We start from the raw sequence: 20,365 nt of genomic DNA on the forward strand, positions 1-20,365 counted from the left end.
CCAGGACCAACCCGCGACCAACCCACATTCAGCTGGCCGCGCCGCGCCTGTCAGATCCGCTCGAAGATCGCCGCGATGCCCTGGCCGCCGCCGATACACATCGTGACCAGCGCGTAGCGACCGCCGATCCGCTGCAATTCGTACAGCGCCTTGACCGTGATCAGCGCGCCGGTCGCGCCAATCGGATGGCCGAGCGAAATGCCCGAGCCGTTCGGATTGACCTTGGCTGGATCGAAGCCAAGTTCCTTGCTGACCGCGCAGGCCTGCGCGGCGAACGCTTCGTTGGCCTCGATCACGTCGAGATCGGCGACCGTCAGACCCGCCCGCTCGAGCGCCTTGCGCGATGCCGGTACCGGACCAATGCCCATGTACGCCGGATCGACGCCGGCATGCGCGTACGACACCAGCCGCGCGAGCGGCTTCACGCCGCGCTGTTCGGCGACGCTGCGTGCCATCAACACGACCGCGGCGGCGGCGTCGTTGATGCCCGACGCGTTGCCGGCCGTCACCGTGCCGTTCTCCTTCGCGAACACTGGCTTGAGCTTCGAGAAGTCTTCCGCCGAAGCGTTCATGCGCGCGTGTTCGTCGGTATCGAAGACGACGTCGCCCTTCTTCGACGCAATCGTGATCGGCAGGATCTGGTCCTTGAAGTAGCCGTTCGTGATCGCGTTGGCCGCGCGGCGATGCGATTCGAGCGCGAGCGCGTCTTGTGCTTCGCGCGAGATGTCGTATTTGCGCGCGACGTTCTCGGCGGTCACACCCATGTGGATCGACTGGAACGGGTCGTTCAGCGCGCCGACCATCATGTCGACGAGGCGCGCGTCGCCCATGCGCTGACCGAAGCGCGCGGCGGGCACCGAGTAAGGCGCGCGGCTCATGTTTTCGGCGCCGCCGCCGAGCGCGATGTCGGCGTCGCCGAGCAGCACGCTTTGCGCGGCCGACACGATCGCCTGCAAGCCCGAGCCGCACAGGCGGTTCACGGTCAGCGCGGGCGTGTGCTGCGCGACGCCGCCGTTGATCGCGGCCACCCGCGCCAGATACATGTCTTTCGGTTCGGTGTGCACGACGTTGCCGAACACCACGTGACCGACTTCATCGCCCGACACATTGGCACGCGCCAGCGCTTCACGCACTACGCGTGCGCCCAGATCGGTCGGCGAAAAATCCTTCAGGCTGCCGCCGAAATCACCAATTGCGGTACGCACACCGCTTACCACCACTACGTCCCTGTCCATCGCTCGCTCCTCTCTTTCGGTCTCTCTGAAGATGATGATCTTGCCTTGGCGGGCCGCGCATTGCAGCGCGTGATGTTCAGCCGGCCAGCAGCCGTTCGACTGTCGCACGCGCAGGAATCGGCGCCACCGCGCCGTAACCCTGCGTCGACAGCGCCGCGGCAATATTTGCATAACGCGCCGCGGCAAATGGATCGTCGCCCGCGACGATGCGCGCGATGAACGCGCCGCCGAAACAGTCTCCCGCGCCGGTTGCATCGACCGCATCGACGACGTGACCCGGCACGACGCGACGCTCGTGCGGCGTCGCGATGTACGAACCTTCCTTGCCGAGCTTCAGCGCGACCACGCGCGGACCGTGCGACAGCAGGAAGTCGACGATCTCGTCACGGCCGGTCAAGCCGGTGAGTTCGGTGACATCGTCCCAGCTCGGCAGGCAGATGTCGGTCTGGCGAATCGCTTCGAGCATCACCGCGCGGGCCCGCGCGAGCGGCCACAGCTTCAGGCGCAGGTTGGTGTCGAAGCTCACTTGCACGCCGTTGGCGCGTGCATGCGCGATGGCTTCGAGCGCGGCGTCGCAGGCACTCAGGCTGATCGCGAGACTGATGCCCGACAGGTGCACGACGCGCGCCGCCGCGATCGCGTCGCGCGGCAGATCGTGCGGCGCGTAGCGGCTCGCCGCCGAGCCGGCGCGCAGATAGTCGAATGCGTGGCCGCTCGGGCCGTGCGAGACGAAATAGACGCCCGTGGGCGCGTGCGGATCGACGCGCACGAGCGACGTGTCCACCTGCTCGCGCTCCCACAGATCGATCAGCAGACGCCCGAAATGATCCGCGCCGACCGCCGACACGAAGCCGGTGCGCGCGCCTTGCCGCGCCGCCGCGATACAGAAGTTCGACGTGTCGCCGCCGAAGCCCTGCAGATAGTTCGGCTGGTCTTTCGCCGACTGGTTGAATTCGATCATCGCCTCGCCGAGCGCGAGGATTTCCGCGGGCTGGACTGGCTGCCCGGCGCCCATGCTCACTGTCATCGATCAGACCTCGCCCCACAGATCGTGGCCGTCGGCGCCGGTGATCTTCACCGACACGAAATCGCCGACCTTGTAGCGTTTGGATGCCTTGGTGGCCGGCGCGATATAGACGACGCCGTCGATCTCCGGCGCATCCGCCGCGGTGCGGCCAATGCCGCCGTCGACGTTGATCTCGTCGACCAGCACTTTCAGCGTCTTGCCGACCTTCTTCGCGATACGTTTGGCCGACGCCTGCTCGGCCACTTCCATGAAGCGCGCACGGCGCTCTTCGCGCACCTCGTCGGGCAGCGCGCCGTCGAGTTCATTGGCACTCGCGCCTTCGACCGGCGAGTACGCAAAACAGCCAACCCGATCCAGCTCCGCCTCGCGGATGAAATCGAGCAGCGTCTGGAACTGTTCTTCGGTCTCGCCCGGGAAGCCGGCGATGAACGTGCTGCGGATCGTCAGATCCGGGCACATCTCGCGCCACGCCTTCACACGCTCCATCACCTTCTCGGCGTTGGCCGGGCGCTTCATGCGCTTGAGCACTTCGGGATGCGCGTGCTGGAACGGCACGTCGAGGTATGGCAGCACGTGGCCCTTGTACGGACCCACGGCCATCATCGGAATCACTTCATCGACGCTCGGATACGGATACACGTAATGCAGACGCACCCACGCGCCATACTGCGCGGCGAGTTCGCCGAGCGCGCCGACCAGATCGGTCATGCGCGTCTTGATCGGCTTGCCGTTCCAGAAACCCGTGCGATATTTGACGTCGACGCCGTACGCGCTGGTGTCCTGCGAGATCACCAGCAATTCCTTCACGCCGGACTTGAAGAGGTTTTCCGCTTCGAGCATCACTTCGGCAACCGGACGCGACACGAGGTCGCCGCGCATCGACGGGATGATGCAGAACGTGCAGCGGTGGTTGCAGCCTTCCGAAATCTTCAGATACGCGTAGTGGCGCGGCGTGAGCTTCACGCCCGCGGCGGGCACCAGATCGACGAACGGATCGTGCGGCTTGGGCAGATGCGTATGCACGTGCTGCATCACTTCGCCGACCGCGTGCGGGCCGGTCACGGCCAAGACCTTCGGGTGCACCTCTTCGATCAGCCCCGAGCCGCTCGTGCTCTTCTTCGCGCCGAGGCAGCCGGTGACGATCACCTTGCCGTTTTCGTTGAGCGCTTCGCCGATCGCGTCGAGACTCTCCTGCACCGCTTCGTCGATGAAGCCGCAGGTGTTGACGACCACGAGGTCCGCGCCGTCGTACGTGCCGGAAATCTCGTAACCTTCGGCGCGCAGCTGGGTGATGATCTGCTCGGAGTCGACCAGGGCTTTCGGGCAGCCAAGTGAAACAAAGCCGACCTTCGGCGCGGCATTCGGAGCAATCGTGGGGGTGGCAGACATGGGAACCGCTTGAAGACGTTAAACGTTGAATTGTAGCGGTTCGTCATCGCCGCCGCTCGTAAGTCTTTGAATTTTAGCCTTCAACCAGCCGTGACCGGTGCCGGATCGGGTCGTCCGACACTCGCCGATCGACGCCCGCGGATCGATTCGCCAGACCGCAGCGCGCGCTCGATCACGTCGAGAATTTCGCGCGAATCCTGCAGGCGGCGAATCGCTCCATGCAGGTCGGCCGCCTGCGCCCAGGTCCGCTGCAGATAGCTTAGCCACTTCTTGACGCGGCCGTGCTCGTGGCGAGAGGTAGCGCGGGCCTGCAACTGCCGCAGATAACCGGCGAGCTGACCGAGCACCCGTTGCCATTCTTCGTCGGACGGGCAACGGTCCATCAGTCCCCGTATTCGCAACGCAAGAAATGGATCGGATACCGCGCCGCGTCCCAGCATCACGTCCGCACAGCCGCTGACCGCCCGGCATCGCTCCCAGTCCGCCACCGTCCAGACTTCGCCGTTCGCGATGACCGGCACCTGCACGGCCGCATCGATACGCGCAATCCATTCCCAGTGGGCCGGCGGCCGGTAGCCGTGATCGCGTGTCCTCGCATGCACGACGAGCGACGCCGCGCCGCCTTCCGCGAGCGCCACCGCGCAATCGAGCGCCCGCGAGGTGTCCGACACGCCCAGGCGCATCTTGGCGGTCACGGCGATGCTCGCCGGCACTGCGGCGCGCACCGCCGAAACGATCCGGTTCAACTGTTCCGGGTCCGCCAGCAGCATCGCCCCGCCGCCGTGCTGATTGACGATTTTGGCGGGACAGCCGAAGTTCAGGTCGATGCCATGCGGCGACAAGCTGGCCGCATAGGCGGCATTGCGTGCCATCCATTCGGGATCGCTGCCGAGCAGCTGGATCACCATCGGCGTGCCGCTGGCGGTCAAGCTCCCTTGCAGGACCTCGGGCGCCTCCCGCTCGTAGACGCGCGCCGGCAACAGCGAACCCGTCACGCGGACGAACTCGGACACACATCCGTCGAATCCGCCCGTGCGAGTCAGCACGTCGCGCAATACGTAGTCCGCAAGCCCCTCCATCGGGGCAAGAAACAGCCGGCTCATGCAGAAGTCCGCTTATACGGTCCGACGATCGGCAGCAGCCAGGCGGTCTGGCCTTCGACGTCGAAGAGGCAGGAGCGGCTGGAGCAATGAGGAGATGAACTGCAACTTGAGGCAAGCCCGGCGAATGGCGGCGATGATGACGACAATGGGGAAAGAGGCGATAAGGATTCGAGCAGGACTCAAGCGGGACTCAAGCAGGCTCGAGTCTCAAGGTCGATGAAATGAAAAACCAGCCGCGCAAGACGACATCCGTCGAAGACATCCTGCGCGCGGAATGCGCAATTGTACCGCGCCCAGTCATGCGCCCGAAGGACGGACGAGGACGATCGTGAGAGCGCCGTGACAGTCGTGCCGCACGCCCGTTATGCACCGACGACATCCGCGCCCGCCAGGCATTGAAGCCTCACGCGCCCCATCGACGGCGAGCGCAGCGCGCGATGCGCGCGTCGCCGCAGCGCCGGCGCCACCAGCAGACCGTACCGCGGTTGCCAGCTGCAATCCGCGCTATCCACCGGCTGCGCCGCTACTTCTTCTCCGGCTCCGGATTGGTCTGCGGCGTGTCCGGCGTGTTGGTGGCATTGGTGGCGTTGGTGGCGTTGACTGCGCCACCGGGCGTAAACGGGAAGGTGGCGAACATGTTCTTCGCCTGGTTCTGCATCTGCTCCTGCATCTGCACGAACATGTTCTTCGACTGCTCGATATAGCTGGTCATCATGCCCTGCATCATCGGCGCCTGCATGTTCATGAATTGCGACCAGATTTCCGGATTCATTGCCTTGCCTTCGTACAGATTCTTCGACTGGTCGGCAAGCTTCGCCTGAATGTCGATGAAGGCCTGGATGTTCTTCTCCAGATACGTGCCCATCATCCCCTGCATCGCATGGCCGTAGAAACGGATGATCTGCGAGAGCATCGATGACGAGAACATCGGCAAACCGCCGCTCTCCTCTTCAAGAATGATCTGCAACAGGATGGCACGCGTCAGGTCCTCGTTGCTCTTCGCATCGATGACCTTGAAATCCTCCTGATCCAGCACGAGCTGTTTGACATCCGTCAGCGTGATGTACGTGCTTGTCTCTGTATCGTAGAGCCGACGATTCGGATATTTCTTGATCAGTCGTTCGGCTGCTTTCTTTGTAGTAGTAGTCATGTAACGCCCTTGAGCGCGAGTTGAGCGCAGAAACGGCGTCATGCCGGTTGTGCAATCGGGCCATTGCGCAACCGCGACGCCGCCGGAACCATCTGAGCCGAGGCGCGCCGCCTCGTGAGTGGCGCGCCGGTGACTCAGCCCATATGCAAACCACCGTTCAGCGAAAAATCAGCGCCCGTAGAGAAACCCGATTCGTCCGACGCGAGCCATGCCACAATCGACCCGATTTCGTCGGGCTGACCGAGGCGGCGCACCGGAATGGTTGCAACGATCTTTTCCAGCACGTCGGGACGGATCGACTTGACCATGTCCGTGCCGATGTACCCCGGTGACACGGTATTGACTGTCACGCCCTTGGTAGCCACTTCCTGCGCGAGCGACATCGTGAAGCCGTGGATGCCGGCCTTCGCGGTCGAGTAGTTGGTCTGGCCGAACTGCCCCTTCTGGCCGTTGACCGACGAGATGTTGATGACGCGGCCCCAGCCACGCTCGACCATGCCGTCGATCACCTGCTTGGTGACGTTGAAGAGGCTGGTCAGATTGGTGTCGATCACCGCGGTCCAGTCTTCATGCGTCATCTTGCGGAACACGACGTCGCGCGTAATGCCGGCGTTGTTCACCAGCACGTCGATCTCGCCGACTTCGGCCTTGACCTTTTCGAACGCGGTCTTGGTCGACTCCCAATCGCCGACGTTGCCTTCGGACGCGATGAAATCGAAACCCAGCGCCTTCTGCTCGTCGAGCCACTTCACGCGGCGCGGCGAATTCGGCCCGCAGCCCGCGATCACCTTGAAGCCCTCTTTGTGCAGCCGCTGGCAAATGCTCGTGCCGATGCCACCCATCCCGCCCGTTACATAAGCAATTCGCTGTGTCATACGTACACTCCGTTATCATTTTCGAGGCGCCGACTGGCTGCCTCTTCCCTCTTCCCTCGCCTGATGCATTCTTTCCGCTACCGCCGGCCGACCGGCCGCCGAGGCCACCGAAGCCAAGGTTAAGCGCGCGCCACCTGCTTCGACGCAACGCGCGGCAACCCTGGAACGGCCTTGGCGTCCGACGCCCGGCTGGGCCGGATCAGCGCGGCGTGCCTCAGATCAGACGCGCTCGACTGCCAGCGCGACACCCATCCCGCCGCCGATGCACAGCGACGCCAGACCCTTCTTCGCATCGCGCTTTTGCATTTCGTACAGCAGCGTGACGAGAATCCGGCAACCGGACGCGCCGATCGGATGGCCGATGGCGATCGCGCCGCCATTCACGTTGATCTTCGACGTATCCCAGCCCATCTGCTTATGCACGGCGAGCGCCTGCGCGGCAAACGCTTCGTTGATTTCCATCAGGTCGAGATCGGCCGCCGTCCAGCCCGCGCGCTCGAGACAACGCCGCGAAGCCGGCACCGGGCCCATGCCCATCACCTTCGGATCGACACCGGCGTTGGCGTAAGCCTTGATGCGTGCGAGCGGCGTGAGCCCGAGCGCTTCTGCCTTCTTCGCCGACATCACCACCACGGCCGCCGCGCCATCGTTCAGGCCCGACGCGTTGGCCGCCGTGACCGTGCCTTCCTTCGAGAACGCCGGCTTCAGGCCTGCCAGCGCTTCTGCCGTCACGCCGTGACGCACGAACTCGTCGGTGACGAATCGCAGCGGCTCGCCCTTGCGTTGCGGGATCTCGATCGGCACGATTTCGTCGTCGAAACGGCCCGACTTCTGCGCGGCTTCCGCCTTGTTCTGCGACAACGCCGCGAACGCGTCCTGCTGCTCGCGCGTGATGCCGTATTCCTTCGCGACGTTTTCCGCCGTCACGCCCATGTGATAGTGGTTGTAGACGTCCCACAGGCCGTCGTGGATCATCGAGTCGATCAGCTTCACGTCGCCCATGCGGAAGCCGTCGCGCGAGCCCGGCAGCACGTGCGGCGCGGCGCTCATGTTTTCCTGGCCACCGGCGATCACGATCTCCGCGTCGCCCGCGATGATTGCATTGGCCGCCAGCATGACGGCCTTCAGACCGGAACCGCACACCTTGTTGATCGTCATGCCGGGCACCGCCGCGGGCAACCCTGCCTTGATCAGCGATTGACGCGCCGGATTCTGGCCGGAGCCTGCCGTCAGCACCTGACCCAGGATCACTTCGCTCACCTGCTCCGGCTTCAGTCCGGCCCGATCGAGCACGCTGCGGATCACCGCTGCGCCGAGTTCGGGCGCGGCGATTTTCGCCAGCGACCCACCAAATTTGCCTACTGCCGTACGGGCGGCCGATACGATTACAACATCAGTCATTTCCATATCCTCCGGGCATGTCGGCCGATTGCGCCGCAGCCCGTCAAGTTAAAAAAATCGTTGCTCTTGCGCCCTTGCTCAACCAGACACTCACACTACCCAATAGCGCGCCGTCAAGCGCGTCGCCTTACTCCCGCTGCCGCACGTAGCGTCCCGGCGCCGGCTCGATCGCCGGGAACTCGTCCGAGCCGGCCGCGGCACGCGGCTTCACTTTCTTGCCGCCGTACTGATCGAGCCACGTAGTCCATTCGGGCCACCAGCTGCCAGCGATTTCGGTCGCCTCGCCCAACCAGTCGTCCGGGTTGTCCGGCAATGTTTTGACGTCAGCTTCCAGCGTCCAGTAACTGCGCTTGTTCTTTGCGGGCGGATTGATCACGCCGGCGATATGCCCCGATGCGCCGAGCACGAACTTCAACGGCCCGCTCAGCAGCGGCACTGAGGCATACGCGGATTGCCACGGCACGATGTGGTCTTCGCGCGAACCGTAGATGAAGGTGGGCACGTCGATCTTCGACAGGTCGATCGGCTCGCCGCAGGTGCTCAGCGCACCCGGCTCGCGCAGACGATTCTCGAGGTACGTGTTGCGCAGATACCAGACGTACATCGGGCCCGGCAGACTGGTCGAGTCGCTGTTCCAGAACAGCAGGTCGAACGGCACCGGCGTGCGGCCCTTCAGGTAATTGTCGACCACGTAGTTCCACACCAGATCGTTGGGCCGCAGGAACGAGAACGTGTTGGCGAATTCGATACCGCGCATCAGTCCCGGCGGCGCGCCGTTCTTGCCGCCGATAGTCTGCTCGCGCATCTGCACGTGCGCCTCGTCGACGAAGACGTCGAGCACACCCGTGTCGGAGAAGTCGAGCATCGCCGTGAGCAGCGTCATCGACGCGACCGGATGTTCGCCGCGCGCCGCGGCGACCGCCAGCGCGGAGGCGAGCATCGTGCCGCCGACACAGAAGCCGAGCGTGTTGATCTGCTCACGGCCGCTGATCCTGGAGACCGTTTCGATCGAGGTGAGCACGCCTTCGCCGATGTAGTCGTCCCACGTCTTGTGCGCGATCGATTGATCCGCGTTGCGCCACGAAATCAGGAACACCTGGTGCCCTGCATCGAGGCAATGCGCGACCAGCGAATTCTCCGGTTGCAGATCGAGAATGTAGAACTTGTTGATACACGGCGGCACGATCAGCAGCGGCCGCTCGCGCACGCTCGCCGTGCGCGGCTTGTACTGGATCAGTTGCAACAGATCGTTTTCGAACACCACCGCGCCTTCGGTGTTCGCGAGATTCTCGCCGACCGTGAAACGCGATTCGTCGGTCTGCGAAATCTTGCCGCGCTGCAGGTCGCCGAGCAGGTTCATCACGCCCTGCCGCAAGCTCTCGCCCTTGCTGTCGAGCAAGGTCTTTTGCGCTTCTGGATTCAACGCGAAGAAGTTGCTCGGCGAGGCCGCCGCGGTCCATTGCTGAACCGCGAAACGGATCCGTTCGCGCATCTTCGGCTCGGTGTCGAGCGCGTCGACCATTTCCTGCAGATAGCGCGCGTTCAACAGATACCATGCAGCGGTAAACGCATAGGCCGGCGTCGCACTCCATGCTTCGGCACTGAAGCGGCGGTCCTTGAGTTCAGGCGCTTTGGTCACCGACGTGGCGGCCAGCTGGATCAACTCCATCGCCTCGCGCGAATAGTCCGCTTGCAGTTTCTGCAGACGCTCCGCGGGAATGGCGGCGGCCGGTATGTTCAGACTGGCGAACGACGGCATGGGCGGTAGCGAACCCGCAGCCAGCTTGCTGAAATCGGGCATGCCTGGAAACGACGGCAGTTGCGGGAAACCCATTTGCGGGATGCCTGGCAGTTGCGGCACCAGCGGCATTGTGAACGACCCGCCGCTCGCGCCGGGTGGCGTGCCGAGCGAACGCCATGCGTTCATCCAGGCGTCGAATAAATGCTGCATGCCTGCGGCGGACGTGAAGCCGCTCGTACCGGGCTGCTGCGTGTGCTCCGTCGAGGAGTCCGTGGTGTGGGAAGCTGAGGAATGTGATGCCGCCATGCCTGCTTTTGACCGGTAAGTCCTTGCGGACGGGTTGAGAGGCAGGTTCGTGAGCACGTGAGCGACTGCTCGCGCCTCGTCACGCCCTGTCTCATGTAGAGGAGCTCTCGAGGAACATTCTTGCTCCCCATCACAAGGCATGTCAATGCTTGTTCCCGATTTTGCCGCAGTGCGACAGTTTTTTAATTATCGTTTTCCCTGTGTAGCAGATCGCGCTTTTGGGAGTCGCGCGATTGAAGCTGCAGAAAAACGAATAACATCTCATTTTGCATGGACTTATGTGACGTTGTCCGTTCGGGGGCAGACATTTTTTTCGCCAGATCCGTGCCATCGACACGAATCCGGCAGTGCAGCAAAAACGCGCTGCGCGACTCGGAACAAACCCTCATACGATACTCGCGGCAACGCATCCCGCCAGTCGCCGTGGCGCCCATAGGCAGCCCGCCGGATGACGAAACATCATCCGGCGGGCGGGCCTGTCGATCCGAAACGGGATTGGCGCGCGCCGGACGGTGCGCGGCGTCGCGAGCTAGTCCGCGAGCGTCTGCGCCTGATCGTCCAGCCAGATCAGCGCGGCCATGCGGCCGGTATCGCGATCGCGGCGATACGAATAGAAACGATCACGTTGCGTGACCGTGCAGAGATCGCCGCCGACGATCCGCGTCACGCCGAGCGCCTCTAGACGCAAGCGCGCCAGCGCCGGCAGATCGGCGAGATACTTGCCGGGATGTTTCGGATGCCCGACGAATGCGTTGGCCGTGGCGTCGCGTTGCGCGCCGTCGACGCCGGTCATGAAGGCGTCACGCACATCGGGGCCGACTTCAAACGCGCCGGGACCGATCGACGGCCCTAGATACGCATGCAATGCGCCCGCCTCCACGCCGGCGAGCGCCGCAACGCGCCGCGCGGTCTGCTCGACGATGCCCGCCGCCAGTCCGCGCCAGCCCGCATGCGCCGCACCGACCGCACGGCCCGCTTCATCGCACAACAGCACCGGCATGCAATCGGCCACCAGCACGACACACACCGTGCCGGCACGATCAGTGACGCTCGCATCGGCGCGCGTCGGCGGGCCGCCCGCCTGCGCCTGCGCGAGAACGTCCTCGGCTCGCACGATGGCGGCGCCGTGAATCTGCTCGAGCCACGCGGCCTCGCTCACGCCGGCGAGACCCAGCAGACGCGCCCGATTGAGCGCGACCGCGGCCGGCTCGTCAGCGGTTTTCATGCCCAGATTCAGGCCGCCAGGCTGGTCCGCACCATCCTGCCAGCGGCCGTATGGCGCGCGACTCACGCCGCCATTGCGTGTGGTGACGAACGCTCGCACGCGCGGCGACACATTCCATGCGGGTTGCACGACATCGGCGAAGCTCAGTTCCGGCAGGCTCGGGCTCATGCGCGATCGTCCTCGTCGGGGTTATCGTGGTCAGCGTCGTGGTCAGCGGCCGCATCAGCTGCGTCGTCGTGACCGGGCGTGCCGTCTTCGTGCGCATCCTCGTCGAGCGATGCGTCGTAGTCATCGTCCTCATAGTACGTCTCGTCGAACTCGCCCGCAGCGTCGCGCCCAAGACCGAGCGCCGCCGACAGCACCTCGATGTCTTGCGGCACATCAGCGCGCCATTGCATCGTGCGGCCGGTTTGCGGATGAATCAGTCCGAGCCGCCACGCATGCAGCGCCTGACGCGCGAACCCGTCGGGCAGCGGCGTGACCGAGCGCTTGCCGCGAGCGCGTCCATACACGGGATCGCCGAGCAGCGGATGGCCGATGTGCGCGCAATGCACGCGAATCTGATGGGTGCGGCCGGTTTCCAGATCGCAGTGAATCGCCGTCACCGGCTGACGCTGCCAGATCGCCGAATCGACCCGGCGGAAATGCGTGCGCGCCGGCTTGCCCGAGGCGCCCGTCACCACCGCCATGCGCGTGCGTTCGCGCGGATCGCGGCCGATCGGCGCGTCGATCGTGCCTTCCTCGGGCATGTTGCCCCACACCAGCGCGAGGTAACGGCGCTTCACGGTGCGCGCCTGCAATTGCCGCACGAGGTCGGTCTGCGCCTCTAGCGTGCGCGCCACCACCATCAGGCCGGAGGTTTCCTTGTCGAGCCGGTGCACGATGCCCGCACGCGGCAGGCCGGCTGCGGCGTCGCCATAGCGGTACAGCAAGCCGTTGAGCACAGTGCCGCTCCAGTTGCCGGCCGCCGGATGCACCACCATGCCGGCCGGCTTGTTGATCACCACCAGCGTGTCGTCCTCATAGACGATCTCGAGCGGCACCGGCTCAGGCGTGAACGCGAGCTGCTCCGGCAGCAGATCGGGCACGAGCTCGATGGTCGCGCCAAGCGGCACTGGCTGACGAATCTTCGCCGGCTTGCCGTCGATGCGCACCCGCTCGGCTTCGATCCAGCTTTGCAGGCGGTTGCGCGAGAATTCGGGAAACACCCGCGCGAGCACCTTGTCGAGGCGCTCGCCCGCCAGCTCGTCGGGCACCACCGCGCTGCGCGGACTTTCGTCCGCCACCCGGCTCGCCACGCTCGGCACCATGGCCGGCGTGGCAGCGGCAAGAGCGTCGCTGGCGAGATCGTCGTCGATGGAATCGACGCCCAACGCGTCGGAGGGATCGGCGCTTACGCTATAATCTTCGTTGCTATTCCCGGTACCGGTTGCGGCGCCTGGAGTATTTGAGCTGGTCATTGAATCTGGGTCACCTGGACGTAAAGCTAGACTGGAAAATGCGAGCCTTGAACACCATCACTGAAGCGGCGATCAATTTGGCGGCCATCAAGAAGGCGGCCCGGAAAGTGGCCGGATACATTGCGTGTGCCGCGGCCGTCGTCGCTGTTGCGGCTTGCCACGGCCTGCCGGAAAAGACCGACGAAACGGCAACGTGGAATAACAACAAATTATATACGGAGGCAAACGACGCCTTGAGCGGTGGTGACTTCGGCAAATGCGCGAAGTATTTCGAAATGCTCGAGGGCCGCGACCCATTCGGCCATTTCGCGCAGCAGGCGCAGATCAACGTCGCGTACTGCAACTGGAAAGACAATGAAAACGCCGCCGCCGACCAGGCGATCGACCGCTTCATCCAGTTGCATCCGGATCATCCGGACATCGCTTATGCGTATTACCTGAAGGGCATGATCCACTTCAACGACGATCTCGGTCTGTTCGGCCGCTTTTCCGGCCAGGACATGAGCGAGCGCGATCCGAAGTCGCTGCGCGAGTCGTACGACGCGTTCAAGGTGGTGGTCGACCGCTACCCGAACAGCAAGTACGCACCGGACGCCGCGCAACGCATGCGCTATATCGTGAACGCGCTGGCGTCACACGAAGTCCACGCGGCGGACTACTACTACCGCCGTGGCGCCTATGTGGCCGCGATCAACCGCGCGCAACTGGCGTTGCGCGAGTACAAGAACGCCCCGGCGATCGAAGACGCGCTGCACATCATGATGCTGTCGTATGAAAAGCTGGGCCAGCAGCAACTGGCCGACGACACCAAGCGCGTGCTGGCCGGCACCTTCCCCGACAGCCCGTACATTACGGGTCATGCAAGGCCCGGTGCGCAGAAGTCGTGGTGGCAGTTCTAACGCGCGCCACGCACTGACGTTCAGTTGAAAAAAACGCCACGACTTTCATTCGGTCGTGGCGTTTTTGTTTGTGCGGACCCTGGGCCTTCGTCCGTTACTTTGTCGGCAAGAGACGGCTGAGCGCAACGGCCAGCCGCTTTGCCGCGTCGAAGTGCGCGCTCAGTCCCGCTCGAACAACGCGATCGACTCCACATGCGACGTGTGCGGGAACATGTTCACGACCCCCGCGCCGACCAGCCGATAGCCGGCCTCATGCACGAGCAGGCCTGCATCGCGAGCGAGCGTCGCCGGATTGCACGACACATAGACGATCCGCTTCGGCAGCGGCCCGGCGCCGCTCTGCGCGATCTCCGCCAGCGCCTTGGCAATGGCCAGCGCGCCTTCGCGCGGCGGGTCGACGAGGAATTTATCGAAGTGGCCGAGCGCGCGCAGGTCGTCGGCCGTGACTTCGAACAGATTGCGGCACGCGAACGACGTATGCGCCGCCACGCCGTTCAGCTCCGCATTGGCCAGCGCACGCGAGGTCAGCACTTCACTGCCTTCGATGCCGACCACTTCCTTCGCGATCCGCGCGAGCGGCAGCGTGAAGTTGCCGATCCCGCAGAACAGATCGAGCACGCGATCCGTGCGCGCCGGCGCCAGCAGCCGCAACGCGCGGCTGACCAGCACTCGGTTGATCTCGTGATTCACCTGGGTGAAGTCGGTCGGCTTGAACGGCATGCGGATGTTGTATTCCGGCAGCGTGTAGTCCAGTTGCACGTCGAGCGGATAGAACGGCGTGACCGTGTCCGGGCCGCCCGGCTGCAGCCAGAATTGCACCTTGTGCTCGTCGGCGAAATCACGCAGCACCTGTTCGTCGGCGGCATTGATCGGTTCGAGGTTGCGCAGCACCAGCGCCGTGACCGACGAGCCGACCGCCAGCTCGAGCTGCGGCATGCGGTCGTAGATCGACAGTTTGCGGACCATGAAACGCAGCGGCATCAGCATCGCCGACACATGCGGCGGCAGCACTTCGCAGGTTTTCATGTCGGCGATGTAGCTGCTCTTCTTCTCGTGAAAGCCGATCCGCATGCCGCCCTTTTCCGGCAGATAGCGCACAGTCAGGCGCGCCCGATAGCGATAACCCCAGGCCGGCCCGTGAATCGGCCGGAATACCGTTTCCGGGCGCAGCTTCGCCAGATGCTGCAGGTTGTCCTCGAGCACGCGCTGCTTGACGGCGACCTGGGCGCGGATGTCGAGATGCTGCATCGAACAGCCGCCGCAGATATCGAAGTAGCTGCATTTCGGCTTGGTGCGCATCACGCTTTCGCGGAACACCTGGACGACTTCGGCCTGCTCGAATTTCGGCTTGCTGCGATGCGTCGAGTAGCTGACGCGCTCGCCGGGCAATGCGCCTTCGACGAAAATCACCTTGCCGGGCGTGCCATCCTCGCTCACGGTGCGGCCAACGCCGCGCGCTTCCATATCGAGCGAGACGATCTCGATGACCGGTTCGTCGCCGGTGACGACGAGCGCTGGCGTGGGACGGGGCGCCTTGTGGTGCTTCGGGTGCTTCGGGTGCTTCGGGTGCTTCGGGTGCTTCGGCGGGCGACGATGGGGGGCAGTTCGGGACACCTGCGACTTCCTGACAAACTTGGGGGAAAGGCGAGATTGTAGACGAAGCACGGCGCTGGCCGACGATCCGGCGCGGCGCTTCGTCAGCGGCGGCAGCAGCGGGCCTGACAGCGGGCCAACGATGGACGGCTACTGATCGAACGCCGCCAGATACTCTGCCCATTGCGGCGCGGTTTCGAGCGCCAGCGCATTCTTGACGAGGTTGATCTCGTCAGCATACTCGGACGGCGAAAAGCCGCCTCGCATCAGCTGGAAGCGGCAATACAGCAGGTAAGTGTTGACGACGTCGGTCTCGCAATAGTTGCGGATTTCCTCGATACGGCCTTGCTGGTACGCCTGCCACACCTGACTGCCGTCCATGCCCATCTTGCCGGGAAAGCCGCACATCTTCGCGAGCGCGTCGAGCGGCGCGTTGGCGCGCGCCTGATACATCGCGAGCACGTCCATCAGATCCGTGTGACGCGCGTGATAGCGGCTGATGTAGTTGTTCCACTTGAACTCGCGGTCGTCCTCGCCGAGATCCCAGAAGCGATAAGCGGGAATGCCATTGACGAGCGCACGGTAGTTCAGCACCGGCAGGTCGAAGCCGCCGCCATTCCACGACACGAGCTGCGGCGTGTACTTCTCGATCACGCGATAGAACGATTGCACCAGCGCTGCCTCACCGTCTTCCAGCGTGCCGAGCGAGCGCACCCGGAAACCGTTGTTGTCGCGGAACACGCAGGAAATCGCCGCGATTCGCTGCAGGTGATGCGGCAGGAAATCGCTGCCGGTTTTTTCGCGACGCGCCGCGAACGCGTGCTCGGCGACTTCGGCGTCGGTGAGCGTGGCAGGCAAATCGTCGAGGCGGCGAATGCCGGCGACATCGGGAATCGTCTCGATGTCGAATACAAGAATCGGTGTCATCAGGTTATAGAACGGCGTCCTTGCGCACACCGTTTGAGGCGAAGAAGCGCTTGAGCCGCACCAGCGCTTCCTGTTGGATCTGGCGCACGCGCTCGCGCGTGAGGCCCATTTCATCGGCCAGCTCTTCGAGCGTGGCGGGCTCGATGTGATTCAGTCCGAAGCGGCGCTCAATCACATGACGATGCTTGTCCGACAGGCGCGCGAGCCACGCGCGGGTCAGCGTCTCCAGCTCGCGATGCTGCACCTCGGCATCCGGCGACTGGCTCTGATCGTCGGATAGCAGATCGAGCAGACTGCTCGCCGGATCGAGATCGAGCGGCGCGTCGAGCGACGCGGTGTGCTCGTTCAGCGCGAGAATGTCGGTGACTTCGTCGGTGGTCTTGCCGGTCAGATAGGCGATGTCGTCGATGCTGGCGTCGCGCCGCTCGGCCGCTTCGCCGGAATTCATCGAATTCTTTTCCAGATGGCGCTTCGCGCGCAGCACCTGATTGAGCTCACGAATCACGTGCACTGGCAAACGCACGGTGCGCGCCTGATTCATGATCGCGCGCTCGATACTCTGGCGGATCCACCACGTGGCGTAAGTCGAAAACCGGAAGCCGCGCGTCGGATCGAACTTTTCGATCGCGTGCATCAGGCCGAGGTTGCCCTCTTCGATCAGATCCAGCAACGGCACGCCGCGATTCAGATAACCCTTGGCAATGCTGACGACGAGCCGCAGATTGCGCTCGATCATCACCTGCCGCGCGTCGAACTCGCCGGCCTTGGCAAGACGCGAATACTTCTGCTCCTCGTCGACGGTGAGAAGCGGCTTCACGCTGATGCGGTTCAGGTAATGCTGAATGGTGTCGGCCGTCAGCTCGGCTTGCAACAGTGCGCGGAAGTCGTCCGCGTCCGGCGCGGCTTCGCCCGCGCCTTCGCGGACATCGCCGCCTTCATCCACGCCGCCCTGGCGCTCCTCGAGATCGCGCTCGTCCGCGATCTCGTCTTCCACTTCCGAAGCGCCGGTTTCGTCCACCGCGCCGGACGTGGCTTGGCTGATCGTCTCAGACTCGGCTTGCGGCGGGCGGCGCTTCGATTTCGGCATGGTCGTATCGCTTGGCTTATTGCGGCGGCAAATACTTCAGTGGGTCGACAGGCTTACCCTGCCGGCGAACTTCGAAATGCAACATCACACGGTCTGAATCGCTATTGCCCATCTCAGCGATCTTCTGCCCTTTCGTGACCGCGTCCCCCTCTTTTACCATCAAAGCGCGGTTGTGTGCATACGCGGTGAGATAAGTTGCGTCATGCTTGATGATAATGAGATTGCCGTAACCACGCAGCCCATTTCCAGCATAAACGACACGACCATCGGCAGAAGCCTTGACTGGATCGCCCGCGGCGCCGCCGATATTGACGCCCTTGTTGCTCGAATCGTTGAAGGTGCCAAGCAACGGTCCACGCACCGGCCACGAAAACGCCACGTTGCCCGATGCGTTGGCGCTCGAGTCGGTGACGGCGCCCGCATTGGCCGGCGGTGTCGGCGCCGCGTTGTTCACCGAGCCATACAACGGCGGTGCCGTCATGCCGCCCGTGGCCGGCGTGCCGCCGAGCGGCGCGCTTTGCACGCCAGCACCGCCGCCAATCGGCGCAGTCGACACGCCTGGTGTCAACGCCGCCGTGTTCGCACCCGGCGGCACCACGCGCAGCAACTGGTCGACCTCGATCTGATTCGGGTTGGTCAGATTGTTCCACGCCGAGATATCGCGGTAGTTCTGACCATTCTCCAATGCAATCCGGTACAGCGTATCGCCCGGCTTCACGCGATAGTAGCCCGGCGGCGGCGGTCCGAGCGGCGCAGCCGGCTGCGCGGCTTGCGTGCTGAGCACGCCGCCGCCCGAGCGGTCGACCACAGGCGCCTGGTCGAGTCGGGATGCACAGGCCGTCATCAACAGGGACAAGGCGAGCACGCACACGCTGCGCTGGGTTACGGACAGGGGGACATTCAAGCGGGTTCTTCGCATCGCGCGCAACATACTCATCGGTGTCAAATCACTCCGGATTTTAAAGGTACAAAGAAAACGCGATCAAGGCGCGACTCGCGCCACTGCGCGGGCCCGAGGCGCTCGACCAGCGTCAGCACCTGGTTCTGGCCGTCCTGCGAACCGACCGGCGCAACCAGACGGCCACCGATCGCGAGTTGTTCAAGCAAGGCTTGCGGAACGTCGAGCCCGGCGGCGGCGATCACGATCGCATCGAACGGCGCCGCCGATGGCAGGCCGAGACGGCCATCGCCGTAATGCAGCCGGATGTTCGGAATACGCAGCGGCCGCAGATTCGTCTTCGCGCGTTCGGACAAGGGCTTGATGCGTTCGATCGAATAGACTTCGCGCGCAACCTGGCTTAGCACTGCCGCCTGGTAGCCGCAGCCGGTACCGATTTCAAGCACGTTATTGAGCGCGCGGCCGGCCGCCGCCAGCTCGATCATCCGCGCTACCACCGAGGGCTTGGAGATCGTCTGGTGATGGCCGATCGGCAGCGCCGCATCTTCGTAGGCCTGGGCGGCGAGGCCCGGATCGACGAACATGTGGCGCGGCACCACCGACATCGCGTTCAACACGCGCTGATCGGCCACACCGTTCGCACGCAGGCGTTCGACCATGCGTTCGCGAACCCGTTCCGAAGTCAACGCCAACGCGCCATTCAACGCGACGTTCGGCGCGCCCGTACGGTCGCTCGCGCGGGCGGCTGGTTTGGCCGGTGAGGTCGATGACGGTGCGGTGCGCGCGCTCGGACCCGCCGTGTGCGTCACGGGTTTGGCCGACGCCTTGGGCAACGGCGCGGCTTGCGGCTTGGGCGGCGTGATTGCCTTGGGCTGGGCCTGGGGTTTAGCGTGATGTTTGATTTGCGGCGCGGCCTGCGGGCGCGCTTGCGTCTGGGTCTGCGCCTGGGTCTGCGCTTGGGTCTGGGCATTACCCGGCGTCTGCGCTTGCGGTTTGGCCGCCGCGCCGCTCGGCGCATGCTTCGCCGGCTGCTGACGCGCATTCAGTGCCGCGCTCGCGGCCAGTGCCGCCGCCCGCACTTCGCCTGGGCGCCCTTCGGGCCGGCGCGGTTCGCGCACCAGATCCTCGAGGCCGAGCGGGAAGCGCCTCGCGCGCTCGCTGGTCATGAAGCGCCGCTGCCGGCGCGCGCCCACTCGCGCGCCGCTGGCAGCATCTGCGTGTGGGTCAGGTCGAGCTGCAGCGGCGTGATCGACACGCGCCCATTCGCAACGGCGTGAAAATCGGTGCCTTCACTGGCGTCGCGTGCACCGCCCGACGGACCGATCCAGTAGATCGGCTCGCCGCGCGGATTGGTCTGGCGGATCACCGGCTGCGACGGATGCCGCTTGCCCAGACGCGTGATTTGCCAGCCGTCGAGTTGCTCGTACGGCAGGTTCGGAATATTGACGTTCAGCAATGGACGTCCGGGCAGCGGCTGCGCGAGGTAATGCGCGACGATTTCGGCGGCCACGCGGGCCGCGTCTTCGAGATGCACCCAGTCCTTGTCGACCAGCGAGAAGGCGATCGCCGGCAAGCCGAACATGATGCCTTCGGTGGCGGCTGCGACCGTGCCCGAATACAGCGTGTCGTCGCCCATGTTCTGACCGTTGTTGATGCCCGACACCACCAGGTCCGGCGTATGGTCGAGCATGCCCGTCAGCGCGATGTGCACCGAGTCGGTCGGCGTGCCGTTCACATAGTAGAAACCGTTGGCCGAGCGCAGGACCGAAAGCGGCCGCCACAGCGTCAGGGAATTCGACGCGGCGCTGCAATTCTGTTCGGGGGCCACCACGGTCACGTCTGCGATCGGCTTGAGCGCTTCGTAAAGCGCGGCAAGGCCCGGCGCCAGATAACCGTCGTCATTGCTGAGTAGGATTCGCATCTGGCGATTGTAACCGAGGAAAGATGGCACGCGAACGACACGGCGGCCGTGCGCGCGCCATGCGTAAAGCGCATGCGCCGGTTCGACGGCGCACGCGGCCCGGCTCGCGCGGCACCGATTCGCAAGAT

At 64.4% G+C, this 20,365-nt stretch carries 17 protein-coding genes; 1 reads left to right on the plus strand and 16 read right to left on the minus strand.

All coding sequences use genetic code 11. The annotated features are described in order from the left end of the window. Positions 1-50 precede the first annotated feature (50 nt). The 10 genes from bktB to BN2475_RS25115 form a co-directional block, all read right to left on the minus strand. Positions 51-1,235, minus strand: coding sequence for a beta-ketothiolase BktB (gene bktB / locus BN2475_RS25065; protein WP_094782229.1), 1,185 nt, complete (start codon positions 1,233-1,235; stop codon positions 51-53). Positions 1,236-1,311: 76 nt separating this feature from the next. Then, complete coding sequence (locus tag BN2475_RS25070; protein ID WP_174642039.1) at positions 1,312-2,262, minus strand: sugar kinase; 951 nt, start codon at positions 2,260-2,262, stop codon at positions 1,312-1,314. Between the two features lie 3 nt (positions 2,263-2,265). After that, positions 2,266-3,651 carry a 30S ribosomal protein S12 methylthiotransferase RimO gene (rimO, locus tag BN2475_RS25075; RefSeq protein ID WP_094782170.1) on the minus strand — a complete coding sequence of 462 codons (1,386 nt, stop codon included), beginning with the start codon at positions 3,649-3,651 and terminating at the stop codon, positions 2,266-2,268. An 80-nt stretch (positions 3,652-3,731) separates the two neighbouring features. Continuing rightward, the gene (locus BN2475_RS25080) at positions 3,732-4,754 is read right to left on the minus strand and encodes a tRNA dihydrouridine synthase (RefSeq protein WP_094782171.1); all 1,023 of its coding nucleotides are present in this window, start codon (positions 4,752-4,754) and stop codon (positions 3,732-3,734) included. A 523-nt stretch (positions 4,755-5,277) separates the two neighbouring features. Next, positions 5,278-5,904, minus strand: a complete 627-nt coding sequence (gene phaR / locus BN2475_RS25085; protein WP_094782172.1) for a polyhydroxyalkanoate synthesis repressor PhaR — start codon at positions 5,902-5,904, stop codon at positions 5,278-5,280. A gap of 134 nt (positions 5,905-6,038) precedes the next feature. Further along, positions 6,039-6,779 (minus strand): 3-ketoacyl-ACP reductase, encoded by a 741-nt coding sequence (locus BN2475_RS25090; RefSeq protein WP_094782173.1) that lies wholly within the window; start codon positions 6,777-6,779, stop codon positions 6,039-6,041. Positions 6,780-6,998: 219 nt separating this feature from the next. Continuing rightward, complete coding sequence (locus BN2475_RS25095; RefSeq protein ID WP_094782231.1) at positions 6,999-8,180, minus strand: acetyl-CoA C-acetyltransferase; 1,182 nt, start codon at positions 8,178-8,180, stop codon at positions 6,999-7,001. 127 nt (positions 8,181-8,307) lie between these two features. Continuing rightward, positions 8,308-10,131: a class I poly(R)-hydroxyalkanoic acid synthase gene (phaC, locus tag BN2475_RS25100; RefSeq protein WP_094782174.1), complete on the minus strand. Its 1,824-nt coding sequence runs from the start codon at positions 10,129-10,131 to the stop codon at positions 8,308-8,310. Between the two features lie 625 nt (positions 10,132-10,756). Beyond that, complete coding sequence (gene pgeF, locus BN2475_RS25110; protein ID WP_094782176.1) at positions 10,757-11,620, minus strand: peptidoglycan editing factor PgeF; 864 nt, start codon at positions 11,618-11,620, stop codon at positions 10,757-10,759. Further along, positions 11,617-12,912: an RluA family pseudouridine synthase gene (locus BN2475_RS25115; RefSeq protein ID WP_094782177.1), complete on the minus strand. Its 1,296-nt coding sequence runs from the start codon at positions 12,910-12,912 to the stop codon at positions 11,617-11,619. The genes pgeF and BN2475_RS25115 overlap by 4 nt, the downstream gene beginning before the upstream one ends. 38 nt (positions 12,913-12,950) lie before the next feature. Here BN2475_RS25115 and BN2475_RS25120 point away from each other — a divergent pair, with 38 nt between their 5' ends. After that, positions 12,951-13,811, plus strand: a complete 861-nt coding sequence (locus tag BN2475_RS25120) for an outer membrane protein assembly factor BamD (protein ID WP_094782178.1) — start codon at positions 12,951-12,953, stop codon at positions 13,809-13,811. Positions 13,812-13,970: 159 nt separating this feature from the next. Here BN2475_RS25120 and rlmD read toward each other — a convergent pair whose 3' ends face one another. The 6 genes from rlmD to surE form a co-directional block, all read right to left on the minus strand. Beyond that, on the minus strand, positions 13,971-15,425 hold the full coding sequence (rlmD, locus tag BN2475_RS25125; protein ID WP_094782179.1) for a 23S rRNA (uracil(1939)-C(5))-methyltransferase RlmD: 1,455 nt from the start codon (positions 15,423-15,425) through the stop codon (positions 13,971-13,973). Between the two features lie 129 nt (positions 15,426-15,554). Further along, a complete protein-coding gene (locus BN2475_RS25130; RefSeq protein ID WP_094782180.1) occupies positions 15,555-16,331 on the minus strand; it encodes a 3'-5' exonuclease in 777 nt (258 codons plus the stop codon). Between the two features lie 4 nt (positions 16,332-16,335). Next, positions 16,336-17,418, minus strand: coding sequence for an RNA polymerase sigma factor RpoS (rpoS, locus tag BN2475_RS25135; protein ID WP_094782181.1), 1,083 nt, complete (start codon positions 17,416-17,418; stop codon positions 16,336-16,338). A 16-nt stretch (positions 17,419-17,434) separates the two neighbouring features. Next, the gene (locus BN2475_RS25140) at positions 17,435-18,355 is read right to left on the minus strand and encodes a peptidoglycan DD-metalloendopeptidase family protein (RefSeq protein WP_094782182.1); all 921 of its coding nucleotides are present in this window, start codon (positions 18,353-18,355) and stop codon (positions 17,435-17,437) included. Between the two features lie 5 nt (positions 18,356-18,360). Then, a complete protein-coding gene (locus tag BN2475_RS25145) occupies positions 18,361-19,482 on the minus strand; it encodes a protein-L-isoaspartate(D-aspartate) O-methyltransferase (protein ID WP_094782232.1) in 1,122 nt (373 codons plus the stop codon). Continuing rightward, on the minus strand, positions 19,479-20,237 hold the full coding sequence (surE, locus tag BN2475_RS25150) for a 5'/3'-nucleotidase SurE (RefSeq protein ID WP_094782233.1): 759 nt from the start codon (positions 20,235-20,237) through the stop codon (positions 19,479-19,481). Before surE ends, BN2475_RS25145 begins: the two co-directional genes overlap by 4 nt. Positions 20,238-20,365 lie beyond the last annotated feature (128 nt).

The organism is Paraburkholderia ribeironis, assembly GCF_900019265.1.
Taxonomy (GTDB): Bacteria; Pseudomonadota; Gammaproteobacteria; order Burkholderiales; family Burkholderiaceae; genus Paraburkholderia; species Paraburkholderia ribeironis.

Coding starts and splice junctions, on each gene's coding strand:
- bktB (WP_094782229.1), bottom strand. CDS start 1,235: ATGGACAGGGACGTAGTGGTGGTAAGCGGTGTGCGTACCGCAATTGGT.
- BN2475_RS25120 (WP_094782178.1), top strand. CDS start 12,951: ATGCGAGCCTTGAACACCATCACTGAAGCGGCGATCAATTTGGCGGCC.
- BN2475_RS25145 (WP_094782232.1), bottom strand. CDS start 19,482: ATGACCAGCGAGCGCGCGAGGCGCTTCCCGCTCGGCCTCGAGGATCTG.
- phaC (WP_094782174.1), bottom strand. CDS start 10,131: ATGCAGCATTTATTCGACGCCTGGATGAACGCATGGCGTTCGCTCGGC.
- BN2475_RS25140 (WP_094782182.1), bottom strand. CDS start 18,355: ATGAGTATGTTGCGCGCGATGCGAAGAACCCGCTTGAATGTCCCCCTG.
- BN2475_RS25090 (WP_094782173.1), bottom strand. CDS start 6,779: ATGACACAGCGAATTGCTTATGTAACGGGCGGGATGGGTGGCATCGGC.
- surE (WP_094782233.1), bottom strand. CDS start 20,237: ATGCGAATCCTACTCAGCAATGACGACGGTTATCTGGCGCCGGGCCTT.
- BN2475_RS25130 (WP_094782180.1), bottom strand. CDS start 16,331: ATGACACCGATTCTTGTATTCGACATCGAGACGATTCCCGATGTCGCC.
- rimO (WP_094782170.1), bottom strand. CDS start 3,651: ATGTCTGCCACCCCCACGATTGCTCCGAATGCCGCGCCGAAGGTCGGC.
- BN2475_RS25080 (WP_094782171.1), bottom strand. CDS start 4,754: ATGAGCCGGCTGTTTCTTGCCCCGATGGAGGGGCTTGCGGACTACGTA.
- pgeF (WP_094782176.1), bottom strand. CDS start 11,620: ATGAGCCCGAGCCTGCCGGAACTGAGCTTCGCCGATGTCGTGCAACCC.
- BN2475_RS25095 (WP_094782231.1), bottom strand. CDS start 8,180: ATGACTGATGTTGTAATCGTATCGGCCGCCCGTACGGCAGTAGGCAAA.
- phaR (WP_094782172.1), bottom strand. CDS start 5,904: ATGACTACTACTACAAAGAAAGCAGCCGAACGACTGATCAAGAAATAT.
- rpoS (WP_094782181.1), bottom strand. CDS start 17,418: ATGCCGAAATCGAAGCGCCGCCCGCCGCAAGCCGAGTCTGAGACGATC.
- BN2475_RS25070 (WP_174642039.1), bottom strand. CDS start 2,262: ATGACAGTGAGCATGGGCGCCGGGCAGCCAGTCCAGCCCGCGGAAATC.
- BN2475_RS25115 (WP_094782177.1), bottom strand. CDS start 12,912: ATGACCAGCTCAAATACTCCAGGCGCCGCAACCGGTACCGGGAATAGC.